The organism is Rhodopirellula sp. MGV, from assembly GCF_002251265.1.
In the GTDB taxonomy this organism is placed as follows: domain Bacteria; phylum Planctomycetota; class Planctomycetia; order Pirellulales; family Pirellulaceae; genus Stieleria; species Stieleria baltica_A.
Map to the genome: position 1 here is coordinate 127293 of NZ_NPDI01000052.1, position 14264 is coordinate 141556.

Below are 14264 nucleotides of genomic sequence, written 5' to 3' on the forward strand. Positions count from 1 at the left end.
ACATCATGTTGAATCGCTATCGAGCTATTTTTCGTACGTCCATTCGCGGCGTGCTGATGCATAAGCTGCGGTCTCTGTTGACCGTGCTCGGATTGGTCTTCGGCGTTGCGAGCGTGATCGTGATGCTGGCCGTCGCCGAAGGCGCCAGTCAGCAAGCACAAGCACAGATCGAAGCGCTTGGCGTCAGCAACGTAATCCTGCGAAGCAAGCAGCCCACCAGCAGCGAGTCGGACATCGATTTTCGCTCGTTCGAACAAGACTTTGGCCTGACCTACGATGATCTAAGACGGATCGAAGACACAATCGAATCAGTTACCAGCGTGACGCCGCTGCGTGAATTTCGCCAAGAGGCCAGGTACGCCGATCAGGTTGTTGATGCACGAATCGTTGGTGTGCACCCCAGCTATTTCGACATGAGCAAAATCGATGTGGTGTTGGGGCGTCCGATCGAGCCCGCCGACTTGAAAGCACGCTTGAACGTTTGCGTGATCGGTGAAGATATCGCTAAGAACGTGTTTCGTGGCAAGTCGCCGCTCGGAAAATCCATTCAAGTCGACAACACGCACTTCTTCAAAATTATTGGCGTTCAAGGCTACAAGACGCCATCGGCGGGCATCGGATCGAGTATGTCAGCGTCTGATTTGAATAGTGATATCGTCATCCCGTTGACAACCGATCGCAGTCGTATTGGTGATGTCATCACGCGAAGGCAGCAAGGCAGTTTCACTCGCCAGCGATTGGAACTGAGCCAAATCACCGTCGGGGTGGCCAATCGCCATCATGTAAAAACGACCGCAGTTGCGTTGAAAGGCCTATTGGCCAAATACCATCCGCGCGATGATTATGCGATCACCATTCCACTTGACTTGTTGGAACAGGCGCAAGCGACACAGCGTATTTTTAATTTCGTTCTCGGTGCTACCGCGGCGATCTCGCTGTTGGTTGGGGGAATCGGAATCATGAACATCATGCTGGCGAACGTTAGCGAGAGGACTCGGGAAATCGGGATCCGCCGTTCGCTGGGTGCCAAGCAACGAGACATCATTTTCCAGTTCGTGATCGAAACCGCTTCACTGTCGCTCTTTGGAACGGGGATCGGGGTGATTGTCGGCTTGGCTGCCCCATCATTGGTATCGTACTTATCAGGAATGGAAACTTCGGTCACGCCTTGGTCGGTCGCGATCGCATCGCTGGTTTCGCTTGCAGTGGGAATCGTGTTTGGGATCTATCCCGCGCGCCAAGCCGCTCGCATGGATCCGATCGAAGCGTTGCGGCGGATGTAAAAAAGCTCGCCGCGAGCGACGAGCTTTCATTGATGCTTGGTGCTGGATTGGAAGCCAGCTCTGTCTACGACGTCAGCTTAAAACTCTTCGATTGTTTCCGAGCCGGCACGCGACCCGAGTGCACCCCACACGCCAAATGGGCTGGGGGATCCTGGGGCGGTGAAGTCCGCACCAACGCGAACTTGTGGCAGCGCGGAGTTACCAGCGTCGATCGAATCAGTCACGAAACGAACTGCACCGTCGCACATCAGCACGTGACAGCCACCTTGGTGACGACTGCTTGCCGAAGTGTTGCCTTCGCCTTCCTGGGTCGTTTGGACGCAGGCTTCGGTGTTGGGGCCAAGGACGGTAAGGAAACCGGTGTAAAAAGGACGCGCCATCGCCCATTTCGATCCACGACGTTGTTCGGCGTCACCAGTGAAGGGAACCGTGCCGTCATTGAGCCAAAACTTTGGGCGTTCCGAATCAATGTATGGCTTGCAGGAAACCGCACCGTTCGCTTTCCACATATCGGGGTGTGGGCTATCAACGGCACGAGAACGAATGTCGTTGTCGCCAAGGTCGGTGATGATTTCGCCCATCGCCAACGTGTTCGAAAGACCGTCCAAGATATCGCGGAAGCGGCATTCTAGACGAGGTCGAAAAGCACCGCGAAGCGTTGTGTTCGCAATCGCTGGCCAGCCCGGGTCATAGACCTTGCCCTCATCGCTAATGTAGCCGATGTGGCTGAGCGTTCCCGAATCACCGAGGCATGCGGCGTAGTTTGTACGACCGTGCGAAGGCAATCCGACACCGGGGTCACTTGGGCAGCGGAAGGTTGGGATGTTGGACATCCACGGTTCGTACGGATTGGTCACGTGTTCGGCAAGTGAACGGTTGGGCCAAGGTCCAAACGGCTGGAATGCGGGAAGTGGACCGGCACCGTCGCCGTCGTAGGGATTGCTGATCAGATCCCACAAACCTTGCTGCTCGATATAGGGCAACATTCCGACAAGGATTGACAAGTCAGAGCGGTTGCTTCCGGGAGCATCCTTCGACGCGTTCGCCGCGGCGCTGACCGTCGTCTGATAGGTACCGGAGCCATGCTTCGGCATCTGTTTAAAAGAACTGTGATAGTTATGAATGGCCAAGCCAAGCTGCTTGAAATTGTTACTGCAGCTCATGCGCCGTGCAGCTTCTCGGGCGGCTTGAACGGCGGGTAATAAAAGGCCGACAAGAATTCCAATGATGGCGATCACGACGAGTAGTTCTACAAGAGTAAAACCGTTCGTTCGCCGGTAGCGATGTATCACGTACAGAACTCCACGCAAATAAGGAAAGAGGGAACCGGCGAAGTGATTTCACGCAAAATGCGGTCAACCATTGCGTCTTGCCGGAAGGAAGGGGCAGGAAAGAAGGAAGGGAAAACTATTCGCCGGTGAGGACGGAATTGTCGACCTCTGGCTTTGGTTCTTTGAGTTCTGGATGGTCCTCAAGATATTGCTTGATTTCATCCGTTTCCGTCGGTTCAGGAGAGCTGCTGTCGCCACAGCCGACCAGGAATGCTGTCGCAGACACCAACGTTAGAACTAAGAAGCCGTTTTGAAACTTGTGAAGGTTGGCCATTAATCGTTTAACCATCAATGAAAAATCAGAATGCTGGCCCACGGAACATCTCACAACGGATGTCGCTTCGATGGGCTAACTCGCAGCGGATCTCCCTTCAACTCTGCTCGCGGAAACAATCAAAGTCGACTGGCGAACGTTTGCAGCGAAATCCGGCACCTTTGCAATGTGACTCCGCTTGCCAGTGGGGGAAAGCCCCGGTGGTGAAAGGGATGCGCATACCGCATAAGTGTGGTGACGCCATTTTTCTAGGTTGGCGAACAGTTTGCTACAAAATTCCAAGGCGGAAATGTGCCCCAAAGCTAGAAAACGTGCGTGCACGTTGCGCTTTCAGCTCAAGGTGTTCGCTAATGCGAATCTTGCTGTCCGTTTAGGAAGAGATTGACGACGCGTGGAGGTCGTCTTACGGAATAGATAGTTTTAGATTTTTTGCCGTGATGAACGACAGCAGATCGATGCCAGACGCTTTTCCGACTGGCAAAGGATGAAGCACTGAGTTGGATTCACTTGGCACCATAGTGCTTGCGATAGTTCTCGATTGCGTTCTCGATGACCTCGTGTGCCTGATCAGAACCAGAGTAGTCCTCAACGACGACATCTTTTTCTTCGAGCGTTTTGTAGTCCAGAAAGAATCGTCGTACCATGTCCAAACGGTGAGGCGGCAGTGAGCTGAGTTCCTCGAAATCACAGTATTCGGCATCGCTCGTTGCAACCGCGATTACTTTGTGATCCAGCTTGCCTTCGTCGATCATCGTCATCAGGCCAATCGGGCGCGCATGCATCAAAGCAAGAGGGACGACCGGTTCTTGGCAGAGGACAAGTACATCGAGCGGGTCACCATCGCCGGCAAAGGTTCGTGGGATGAATCCGTAGTTTGCCGGGTAATGTACTGCCGAAAACAAAACTCGGTCGACCATCAGTAGCCCGGTTTCTTTGTTCAGCTCGTATTTGATTTTTCCGCCCTGCGAGATTTCAACAATCACGTTCACAGTATTCGGCGCGTCGTCACCGACGGGGACACCGTGCCAGGGGTGGGCGATCGTGATTGGTGTTGCCATTGAACTGATTCATGCGAGGACGTTGAGATAGATTGGGTACGGCGAGCAGCACCCAACGGAACGCTTCCTGAATCTAATTGTATCGCCGTGGCATCTCTCCCTAGAGTGGTTGAGGCAACTTTCGCAACGGCGAACGTGTCAGCGATACCAGGACGCTGGAAGCGGTCGCCGCAGCAGGTCTGCCAGCTCCCGGTTTGGAACCGTAAACCAGTCGGAAAGCAACGCGATTGTGGAATGGTCACGTGAAGGCCCCGAGACTGATCTCTCTGACGTGGGGCGTCGTTGATTCTGGTGACGCATTTCCAATGAGATCGGATCGAGACCTAGGAAGCGTTGGATTTCGCTAAGTGATTCCTCGGGGGACGCGGACCATTCTTCCAGGAATACCACTTGGATTTGGGATGCAGGGATTCTCGCATAGAGACGCAGGAGTTGCTCGGCATAGAGTCCGCGACGAAGCAGTCCACGATATTCTTCGAAAGGATTGCGAAGCTCGGCACTGATGTTTGCTGCGAGGTCGCCACCTGGACGTCTCCAGTCCCAGCGTTCCGATCGGGGAAGCACATCACTGTAGTGGCGGTAATGGCTAATCGCTCGCTGAACCGGATCACGTAGTGACACGATGTATTTTGCGTTCGGAAAAGAACTTGTCATACGTTCGACCGGTTGGCGTCCACAGATGTATTCCGGTGTGGAATCGAGTGAGATACCGGTGCCAGTAAAGTGGGAGCGATACCACTCCAATCCACGTGACCAATTTCCGGTAAAGAAATGCATCTCTTTGCGTTGGTGACCGGTATCGGGATCAACGGCGGAATGAATTTCAGGATGTTGGATCAGCGCGCGATGCAGTGTCGATGTGCCGCATTTTTGGGCGCCAACGATCATCGCGTGTCTGTCCATGTGTGGCATCGATTGCGGCGCCGCGGGATCAACCAGTCAGGGCTGTGTGAGGGTCGACTTTGCGGACCCGCATATAAGGCAGCCCCGAAGCGATCAGGCAAACGACAAAAACCAGAACGGCCGACCCGCCATAGAGTTCCGGCGGGATCGAAATCGTTGCACGAGGTGTGCTCAATAACTCGCGCACCCCAACACTCATCGCGATTCCAATGATAATGCCAACCGTCGCGACGATTGATGATTGGATCAGCAAGATCCGCAGCAGTTCACGATCACGTAGCCCGATCGCTCTTAGCGTTGCGAATTCCGAGAGGCGGTCGAGAACCATCGCGTAAAGCGTTTGTGCGACCATAATCAGTCCGACGAGGACACCCATGATCGTCGCTGCACCGAAGCTGAGCCCGATACCGGTGCGGGTCAGCCAGAAGTTGATGCTGACTTTCGCGTATTCGTCCGCGGTCATCGCTTCCACGTCCGGAAGCAGCTTTTCAATCTCGCGACAGACAGTGGCGGGGTCAGCACCCGGACTGACTTTGGCAAGAAGATAGGATGTCGAATCGGTTGGTAAGTTGGCGAACTCAGACGCTTGGTCAAAGCTCATGAAGATGTATGGCGAAATCAGGAAGCTCAAAACGCCTTCGCATTTACCGACCACGCGGACTCGTTTGCCGTTGATTTCACGGACGCTTCCAAGTTCGGGGTACAGCAGTTTGGCGTCATCGCAAATGTCCAGCACGACGCCATCGGGATAGGCGAGCGGGTCATCGATCCCTTCGACCAGCTCATACGGCTTGCCAAGTTCGGTGTCCTGGGTCACACCGACAATCAAGCAGTCTTCGAAGCTGCCATCGGGCAATGAGATTTCGCCAAATTCGATTCGCATCGGCTCGACGGCCGCGACCCCATCTACTGCACGAACTTGGTACTTCCAGCGTTCGGGGATAGGGTGTGCGAAATCGACATTGTGCATTCCACGGTGCCCGACCCAGATGTCTGCGTTTCCGCGGTCGACCAGCAAGCTCGCCTTTTGCAACAGTCCGATGAACAGGCCGCCTTGGACGTTGACGAGAACGACGGAAAAAATGACACCAACGAGCCCGACGATCAGTTTGCCACGATCGTGAACGAGCGTTCGATGAGCGATATTCCAAAACATCAATTTGACCAATCGGAAAGCGATTTTGGCGCCAGTCTATGAATCCGCCAGCAAGCATGTCTAGTCGAACCGGTCCCGGCCGAGGGGGCGATCATCCGAGGGGGAAATACGGAGTGGGGACCGCTGGTCGCGTAGTCCAGCAATTCAAAGTATCGAAGCGGAAGCCGGTGCCAGGCTATCACTTGTCGGAGTGGTGCGGGTAAAATCCAGGCGACGACCGCGTGAGGACGCAAATCAGGCAACGGGGGCTTATCCGGATTTCGACGCGCAACCGTCTTCGCTGACTGAAAGATTGCAATCGTTAGATTTGCTATCAATCAATGGAATTCGCGCCATGGATTCAATCGACATGACTTGGTGCGATACCAGACATTCTTTTCAACCTACGTAGCCGTTGAGTTTTGAATGGTCAGCATGACGTAACCTTGTCTACTTCTGCCGGAGCGGCGAAGCCATATCAACGCCAACAGGGGGGCGGATTATGTCCACACATTCAAAATGCCAGTCGTGCTTGTTGCCGACTGCAGTGCCGGGCGCCAATCTGAATTCTGACTCGGTTTGCCAATTCTGTGACTCGGAGAAACTCTACAGCCTGTCGGTCAAGGCGGAGTCGCGGCGCGTCGACTACAAGGCGGACTTGGAGCGGACGATTGAAGCCTGCCGCAATTCCGGTGCTCAGTACGACTGCTTGGTCAATCTGAGTGGCGGCAAAGACAGTTGCTTGTTGCTCTACAAGCTGAAAAAAGAGCATGGTCTGAATGTGTTGGCGTACACGACCGACATGAACATCCCCGAGATCGCTTGGCAAAACATCCGACGCACCGTGGAGTTGCTGGATGTGCCACACGTATCGTTCCGTCCGCCGACGGAGTTTTACAAGAAGATGTTCCGGTTCCTGCTTTCCCATCAGGAATCACGCGGCGCGGTGCGTACGGTTTGCTACATCTGTGCACCGCTGTTTGAAGGCTATTCATTGCAATATGCGGTGAACAACGATATCCCTGTTGTGTTTGCCGGGTATGCGCCCGGGCAACCCGAGCCGGATCGCATGGAATACGAGTTTTCACGCGACCTGCTTTGCAACCAGGATTGGACTCCGCCGGAACTTGTCGAATCAGGCTTGTTCGATGAACACGAGTTGTCGCTGTTTTGGAATCCACACTCGTACCCAGAGGGCACAGAATTCCCTCGCTACATCGCACCATTTCATGCATGGGATTACAGCCAAGAGGAGGCGATTGATCTCGTCGTCAAGCTTGGGCTGATCAAGAACAAAAAGAGTGCCAGTCCGATTCACAGCAACTGTCCAATTAACTGGCTGTTGATGTACTCCGACCTGAAAAATCTTGGATTCAATCCCTATGCTCCTGAGTTTTCGAAGCTGATCCGTGAAGGCAAGGCGAGTAAGAATTACTGGAAAATCGCGGGACCGATTGTGGATTTTATGATCCGCAAAAAAGTGTTCCTGGGACGCAACGTTGCCAAATCGTTGCAATGGCTTGGTATGAAGGAACAAGAGCTGGCGATCACGCGAGAAAGCCAAGGTGCAGAATACGGAGATCAAATCACGGGCGCGTCGGAGGAGGAGCAAAAAAAAAAGCAGCCTCTCCAGCGTTTGAGCGTCGTTGATGTTCTTCGCAGCGGGGTGCAGGAAGTTCCCGATCGGCCTGCTGTCGGCTACCGAGATGCCGATGGGACTTGGCAAACGTTGACTTGGACGCAGTACCATGACCAAGTTCTGGCGATCGCAAATCAGTTGCTCCGAGCCGGAGTCACCGCCGGGGACAAGGTCGCCATCATTGGTCGTTCGACCGTCGGTTGGGGTGTTGCCGAGATGGCAACCTATTGTCTTCAAGCTGTCGTCGTCGGTTTGGACGCAAACTCGTCTGCCGCGGCAATTCAGTCAGCGGGTGATGCGGTCGATTTGTCTGCGATTGTTGTGATTGGCGATCCCGTCAAAGACTTCGATTACTCGCGGTTCGGAATCGAACTCTTGTTGATGGATGAAGCTGGTGGATTGGTCAACGAGCCAAATACAGGCTCCGATCATGCGGCGGGTCAAGAACTGGCGACACTTCCACAAGTATCAGGTGAAACGCCGGCAACGATTGTGTTTACCTCTGGAACAACCGGAATTCCAAAGGCGTTGCAATACACCCATCGACAAATGGTGTTGGCGATCAATGAAATCGATCGGGAGTACCCGATTATCAATGAAGGCGACTCCACGATTTGTTGGTTGCCGATGAATCATCTGTTTCAACGGATGACAAACCTGGTCTCGATGCTCCAGCACGCAACCATTTACTTTGAGCCCGATCCGAGGCAGTTGGCGCAAACGGCACAAGCGGTAAACCCGAAGGTCTTGTTCGCGGTGCCGCGATTCTTGGAGAAGGTTGCCGAGTCAATTGACGAAGGCTTCAAAAAGCTGCCTCCGCCGCTTGCGAAATATGCTCGTGGTGCCTTCACTTCGAAAGACGAAAAAGTGAAAGGAACCAAGCGGATGGTGCGTCGGCTCATCCGCAAGCAACTCGAAAAGCTGATGGGGCGAAACCTCAAGTACATCGTCACCGGTTCCGCACCGTTGGACGTGGGGGTCGCGCAGAAAATTCAATCAGTCGGCTGGACGATTTTGGAAGCCTATGGTGTGACCGAAAACATCGTCCCTATGGCAGCCAATCGTCTCGATTGCCAAAAGCTTGGCACCGTCGGCAAGCCGTTCCCCGCCAATACGATCAAAATCTCTGATGATGGCGAAATACTGGTCAAGGGTGAAGGCTGTATTAGTAACTACCTTCACTCAAGCGACAGCTTGCTTGATGAAGATGGGTTCTATGCGACCGGAGACCTGGGGCGTTTCGACGACGAAGGGTTTCTCGTAATTACCGGGCGCAAGGACAGCCAATTTAAGACATCGACTGGTAGAAAAATTGCCCCCGAAATGATCGAAAACGTCTACCGGCAATGTGATCTTGTCGGTGACATCTTGGTCGTCGGACAAGGCAAAAAACATCTCGCCGCCCTGATCGTTCCATCGACTTCTTTTTGGGATACCGTCCGGCCAATGTTCACGCTCGATGCTTCGCGCGAAGAAATCGCGAATAGTGAAGCCGCGCGTTTACTTCTACGCGACGACTTGGCGAATGCGGAGGGCGAGCTAAAGCCACATGAGCGCATTGTTGAATTCCACGTCATTCATCGCGAGTTCGATCTTCGAAAAGGCGAGCTCACATCGAGTTTGAAAAAGCGGCGCCGTACGATAGAGGCGAACTTTCGTGACGAAGTCGAAAAGATGTTTTGCTGTGACGAGCCAAGCCAAGTGCGAGGATAAGCCATGGGATTCAGCGTTTTCCTCACCGGGGCGACTGGCGTCGTCGGAAGCGAATTGCTACGGCAATTGCTGGCCGATCAAGCGACCGAGGTCTCCGTATTGATTCGTGCAAAGTCGGACGAGCATTTGTATCACCGCTGTTCGGAACTTTGTCAGAAGATCGGAACGGATGAGTCGTTGATCGGAGAACAAATCCATCCGATCCGAGGTGACATCAGCGAAGCCAGTCTTGGCATGACATCGGAAGCGTATCGATGGGTCGCGGATCATTGTGAATCGATTGTGCATAGTGCTGGTAATGTTCGGTTGAACCAGTCCATCGAAAAAGCACGTCAGTGTGCGCTCTCGCCGGCACAAGAAATTCTTCATTTGGCAAAGCAGATGCCGACACTTCGAAAGCTCGATGTGGTCAGCACCATCGGTGTTGCCGGTCGAATGGAAGGTGTGATACCAGAAACGCGACTTGGCACGAATCGGCACTTTCACAACACCTATGAGCAAGCAAAATCAGAAGCTGAGGAACTGTTTTGGCAAGCCATTGAAGCCGGCATGCCATTGTCGATCCACCGACCAAGTATGGTCGTGGGAGATGCCGTGACTGGCCAGGTGTATGCCTACCAAGTGTTTTATCACCTTTGCGAATTTCTATCGGGACGACGGACCTTTGGAATCTTGCCAAAGCTAGGCGAACAGATGCTGGACATTGTGCCGGTGGACTTCGTCGCTTCAGCAATTAAGCAGTCAATGTTCGGCCGCGATTCGGTGGGCCGAGTCTTTCATCTCTCGACGGGGATCGACCCTTACTTGCGTGTCGAAAATATTCGATCGATTGTCGAGCGGTTGTTTGCAGAGTTTGACATTCAATGTGTAGACCGGTTCAGACCGCCCAACGTAACGCTGCAACTCGCTGCCCGGGTGGGCTCGGTGGTTGGTCCGAAGCCGATCCGGCGAAGCGCCAAGGCATTGCCTCACTTGTTAGCATACCTGGGGCGACGACAGGACTTCTGTTCTGTTGAAACACAGGCATGGCTTGCAAAGTACGGTGTCGTTTTGCCAAGACCAGAAGCATATCTTGAAACCGTCATCCGACGTTATCTGACCGACAAGTATTCGAGCCATGATAACGACACAAAATAGCCCGGTTGGCAGGTACGCCAACGGGGCTGGCTTCAAATTCCGTCGAGGTGAACCGGGCATAATTGATGCCCGGTTTCAATCACCCTGTCTATTTCTGGTTGGTCAGGTCAACGCCATACCGGCCTGGTGCGAGGATGTTGTTGGGGTCCAACGCTTGTTTGATCCCGTGCAAGGTGTCTTTCAATACGGGGTTGCAATCCAGTGCCTTTGTGGAGCTGGCAACGCTTGCCCGGTACGGAGGATAGCCACGCTCATGCGATAGCACGCGAATCGCTTCGTAAAGGCCTTCTGCTCGTGCGGATTCGTCCTCGTTCTGTTTGTCGTAGAACAGTCCAAACAGAGCGATCACGCTTCGTGGGCTTTCGATAATTAGCTCGACAAAGAAATCGAATTCGAAAGTTTCATAGAGCGGCTTCACCTCGTCTAAGAACTTGGTCAAGTGCGATGCAGTGAATGGAACGACTGGTCCGATCCAGACAAAGCCACAACCATCGCGTGCAGGTTCCACATCGCCCATCGATGGTTTTTCGGCGTGCGACTTGAAGTACACTTGGCGAACGAAGTAATCCGTAGGGATGCCTTGGAACAATCGAATCGCATAGGGAAGGCCTTCGAGCAGCTTCACTGTCTTGCCTTTCATGCGAAGCGCCGCGCGAGCAGCCTTCAGCATCATGCGGCCTTTGAGCGTGTCTTTTTCACACCCGCCGACGAATACGACTTCTCCAAATCGGCTGAGTTCTTTCTTGGCAATCTTGCGATGAAGCTTGACTTCTCCTTTCGTGCCATACATTCCGCATCCGAACGTCCAGTCAGACACGCCAAGTCGTTTCTTCCATGTTTGCATCGCCTCATGGCTGAGGTGGCGACGACCTTCCGGAAGCAAGTCGTTGGGGTACTGATCGACGATGCACAGCATCGCGAAGTCATTCGCTAAGTGTGGATAGGATCGGATGACACCTTGGAAAATCAACTTTCGGAACGTGTCCAGGAACTCGCCAAAGCGACTTTCATCTGCGGTGTACTCGAACACAAAGAAGTCGTACTTCTCTGGCGCGGGCATCAGCCAAATGCCGCTCTTCACGACGGTGCCAAAGTTGGACTGTGAAAATAGCCCATCGACGTACGGGCCCGTGCCCCATTTATAAACGTTCCACGCGGGGTAGTCGCCATCAGGGCCGGTTCCAGTCCGCAGCAATTCGCCATTGGGCAGGACAACTTCCATTCCACAAAGGGCACCAAAGTGATCCGCGTAGGGAGTCACTCCACGGCCGCGATCGAGCGCGTTGCCGATCACACTCGCGTCGGCTGTACTGCCCGATGAATCCGCCCACAACGACGGGTGGTGCTCTTTTAAGTAATCATTCAGCTGACCGTAGCTCACGCCGGGTTCGATTACGGCATAGCAGAGTTCTTCATTCACCTCGACGATCTTGTTCATACGAGACAAGACCAGGGTGATGCCGCCCGGGTAGCACGCAGACTTGGATCCGTAGCCCCAGTTTTTGCCTTGGCTTACCGGCCAAATCGGAACGGAGTGCTCGTTGGCGAGTTTCGTGATCTCTGCAATCTCTTCCGCAGTCTCAGGATAGACAGCAAAACTGGGAATGTTGCGACGTGGAATGTTGGTTCTCGAGACGACTTCAACGTCTGCGGCAGAGTGCAGTACGTGCTCTGCCCCAACAATGGATTCAAGTTGAGTACGGAGCACTTTCGTTTTTGTCTCTGAAATGCCTGGAGCCAATGTGTTCATTTGTGAGCATCCCATGGAATGGGGAAGATGGAGTGCATTGCCGAGCCTCTTCACCTTAGGCATTACGGCAATTGTCATTCACAGTAAAGGTGAATGCGTCCATGCTCGACGTTGACCGACGTCACCATTGCTGCAGTGCGTGGTGGCGGCAAACGTTTTCGGAAGTCCAAGCGATGCGGTCCAGGTAAACTGGACGGCCTTTTCCGATATCAGCATACATCGCTCGTAGGCGTGAAGCGGGGTAAGTGAAAGCGGCAGACAGCTCCCAAACACTGCTCCGCGCAAAATACAATCCACTCGTTTGCTCAAATCGATTCAACCGGTAGCATCGAAATCGTTTGGCAAATTGGTGACCTGAACGTTGGTGCGCTTCGTGAAATAGGATTTGGGCAAGTGATTGCCAAACCGGCGCACAAAAAAAGCGGGGTAACCAAGTTGGCTACCCCGCTAATCAATTTAGTTTAGGCGGCTGATCGTATTGACTAGCCGCTCTTGTTGGGCAAGTTCTTACTTGCGGCGACGGCGGCTGAATCCAGCCAAGCCCATGATGCCGGCGAAAGCGAGAGCGCTTGCAGGCTCAGGAACCGCATTCAAGCGGAATCGAGCTTGGTCGATGAAGTCCCAGGGTGAGGTTGGGCCCGCATCTTGGATGATCGCGTTATCGAGCACGACTTCGTGCGACGAGAAGCCAGTTTCGTCCAAACGCAGGTTCGAGACAGGCAAGAACTTTGCGCCAGTGAAAACTGAGTCAAGAACGGTGAAGCCACCACGCTCGGTTGCACTTGCAAGAACAAATCCGCCACCACCGTCCGGTTGGAAGGTTGCGTCGACGTGCAGGTAGTCATTCGAACCTGTGGCGAAACCCAGAGTCGCTTCGTATTCCCAGTCGGCAGACGTGAAATCTGAGATCGACGAGAACGAAAGTGGCTCAGGAGTCAGGCCAGCGTGCGACAGGATTACAAACGCAGCATCGCCCAAGCCGTTGTCAATTGGAGCGAAACCGGTTCCGGTGAGCAGGCTGCCCAGATCTTGTCCTGGTGTGGTAACACCACCGTTCAGTAGAGTGCCGGTGAGGTCAGTGCCAGTGACCTGAACTGCGAAAACAGCGACGACTTGATCAGTGATCGAAGTTTCCGAATTGGTTGGGCCCGCTTCGCTCATTGCTGCGAAACCGTAAACGACGTCACCAACGCTGATAACGCCGTTGCCGTCGTTGTCGAAGAAGCTCGAACGGCTATCGTCAACCAAGCTGTCCTCGACACCGTCGAAGGTCAGAAGGCTTCCGAGGACCGTTGCAGATGCAGATTGAATCTGCAAGCAAACCAAAGCCATGAAGGCTGCAAACTGTAGTTTTTTCATTACTAATTGAAACTCAAAATTAAAACCTAAAAATGTCGAACATCGTGGAGCACGACATCCGGCCTAGACAGGTTTTAAATCGCCTCGGAGATATGGCGACCTCGGCAATCGGTCATTGCCGAGCTTAATCGTTTCGTGACATCTGGCTCTTACGTAGACGTCAGTTGAATTCAAGAGCGGTGCATGTCCAGACGTCGAGCTGCGTACAGGTACTGGGGCTATGGTGCCCTTCTGTCCTGGTGACGCTTCCACATCGCCGCTTTGGTTGTCGTGATCGGAAGCCGCAGCAGACATGCAGCAGCTCAGATAACGTTCCGCCGAAATCTCTGTTTCACCCATGCCACTGAATATCACCCCGGCAGAGGCGACATGAGTCGCTCCGATGGCGAGAAGTACGGCTATGAGTATTCGAGGGAACATGCCGCTGATTGTAGGTGAATTCAGACAGAAATCAATCCAGTTTTGACGGTTTGTTACCCCCTCCCCTACGGGCCGGTCCGCTTCGAAACGCATGTTGGACTCAAAAACATTGGGCAACTCGCTTTTTGTGGTCATTGTGATCCCGAAATCCCGACGGGAGGCGTGCGCGATTGTGATGAGGGCGACTCAAAGTGTCCAAATGAGCATGTGTGAATTGTGATATCCTGGGTGGTTATGACAATTTTGATAACTTTACCGTTCA

The 14264-nt window shown here is 53.5% G+C and carries 10 protein-coding genes; 3 read left to right on the plus strand and 7 right to left on the minus strand.

All coding sequences use genetic code 11. The features are described 5' to 3' along the window. The first annotated feature begins 5 nt into the window (after positions 1–5). Complete coding sequence (locus CGZ80_RS19045) at positions 6–1283, plus strand: ABC transporter permease (protein ID WP_233148524.1); 1278 nt, start codon at positions 6–8, stop codon at positions 1281–1283. Positions 1284–1360: 77 nt separating this feature from the next. On the opposite strand, the gene CGZ80_RS19050 is transcribed toward CGZ80_RS19045, so the two are convergent. The 5 genes from CGZ80_RS19050 to CGZ80_RS19070 all read right to left on the minus strand — a co-directional run bounded on the left by CGZ80_RS19050 (position 1361) and on the right by CGZ80_RS19070 (position 6005). Then, positions 1361–2572: a DUF1559 domain-containing protein gene (locus CGZ80_RS19050; protein WP_409994557.1), complete on the minus strand. Its 1212-nt coding sequence runs from the start codon at positions 2570–2572 to the stop codon at positions 1361–1363. Positions 2573–2690: 118 nt separating this feature from the next. Then, positions 2691–2903 carry a hypothetical protein gene (locus CGZ80_RS19055; protein ID WP_143544031.1) on the minus strand — a complete coding sequence of 71 codons (213 nt, stop codon included), beginning with the start codon at positions 2901–2903 and terminating at the stop codon, positions 2691–2693. A 488-nt stretch (positions 2904–3391) separates the two neighbouring features. Beyond that, positions 3392–3946, minus strand: a complete 555-nt coding sequence (locus CGZ80_RS19060) for an inorganic diphosphatase (protein ID WP_198953737.1) — start codon at positions 3944–3946, stop codon at positions 3392–3394. A 138-nt stretch (positions 3947–4084) separates the two neighbouring features. Further along, a complete protein-coding gene (locus CGZ80_RS19065) occupies positions 4085–4849 on the minus strand; it encodes a sulfotransferase family protein (protein ID WP_158222774.1) in 765 nt (254 codons plus the stop codon). 28 nt (positions 4850–4877) lie between these two features. Then, positions 4878–6005 carry an ABC transporter permease gene (locus CGZ80_RS19070; RefSeq protein WP_094417326.1) on the minus strand — a complete coding sequence of 376 codons (1128 nt, stop codon included), beginning with the start codon at positions 6003–6005 and terminating at the stop codon, positions 4878–4880. A gap of 481 nt (positions 6006–6486) precedes the next feature. Between CGZ80_RS19070 and CGZ80_RS28085 the strand changes: the two genes are divergently transcribed. Together CGZ80_RS28085 and CGZ80_RS19080 are read left to right on the plus strand one after the other, a co-directional pair. After that, positions 6487–9336 (plus strand): AMP-binding protein, encoded by a 2850-nt coding sequence (locus tag CGZ80_RS28085; protein WP_158222775.1) that lies wholly within the window; start codon positions 6487–6489, stop codon positions 9334–9336. 3 nt (positions 9337–9339) lie between these two features. After that, positions 9340–10473 (plus strand): SDR family oxidoreductase, encoded by a 1134-nt coding sequence (locus CGZ80_RS19080; RefSeq protein WP_094417269.1) that lies wholly within the window; start codon positions 9340–9342, stop codon positions 10471–10473. A gap of 88 nt (positions 10474–10561) precedes the next feature. Here CGZ80_RS19080 and CGZ80_RS19085 read toward each other — a convergent pair whose 3' ends face one another. Continuing rightward, complete coding sequence (locus CGZ80_RS19085) at positions 10562–12223, minus strand: FAD-binding oxidoreductase (protein ID WP_158222776.1); 1662 nt, start codon at positions 12221–12223, stop codon at positions 10562–10564. A 507-nt stretch (positions 12224–12730) separates the two neighbouring features. Next, entirely contained in the window at positions 12731–13582 is an 852-nt protein-coding gene (locus CGZ80_RS19095) for a PEP-CTERM sorting domain-containing protein (protein WP_094417272.1), read from the minus strand. Positions 13583–14264: the final 682 nt, after the last annotated feature.

What these genes read in the sequence shown, in the direction of transcription:
- CGZ80_RS19045 (WP_233148524.1), top strand. Translation starts at nt 6, where the DNA reads ATGTTGAATCGCTATCGAGCTATTTTTCGTACGTCCATTCGCGGCGTG.
- CGZ80_RS19055 (WP_143544031.1), bottom strand. Translation starts at nt 2,903, where the DNA reads ATGGTTAAACGATTAATGGCCAACCTTCACAAGTTTCAAAACGGCTTC.
- CGZ80_RS19060 (WP_198953737.1), bottom strand. Translation starts at nt 3,946, where the DNA reads ATGGCAACACCAATCACGATCGCCCACCCCTGGCACGGTGTCCCCGTC.
- CGZ80_RS19065 (WP_158222774.1), bottom strand. Translation starts at nt 4,849, where the DNA reads ATGGACAGACACGCGATGATCGTTGGCGCCCAAAAATGCGGCACATCG.
- CGZ80_RS19070 (WP_094417326.1), bottom strand. Translation starts at nt 6,005, where the DNA reads ATGTTTTGGAATATCGCTCATCGAACGCTCGTTCACGATCGTGGCAAA.
- CGZ80_RS28085 (WP_158222775.1), top strand. Translation starts at nt 6,487, where the DNA reads ATGTCCACACATTCAAAATGCCAGTCGTGCTTGTTGCCGACTGCAGTG.
- CGZ80_RS19080 (WP_094417269.1), top strand. Translation starts at nt 9,340, where the DNA reads ATGGGATTCAGCGTTTTCCTCACCGGGGCGACTGGCGTCGTCGGAAGC.
- CGZ80_RS19085 (WP_158222776.1), bottom strand. Translation starts at nt 12,223, where the DNA reads ATGAACACATTGGCTCCAGGCATTTCAGAGACAAAAACGAAAGTGCTC.
- CGZ80_RS19095 (WP_094417272.1), bottom strand. Translation starts at nt 13,582, where the DNA reads ATGAAAAAACTACAGTTTGCAGCCTTCATGGCTTTGGTTTGCTTGCAG.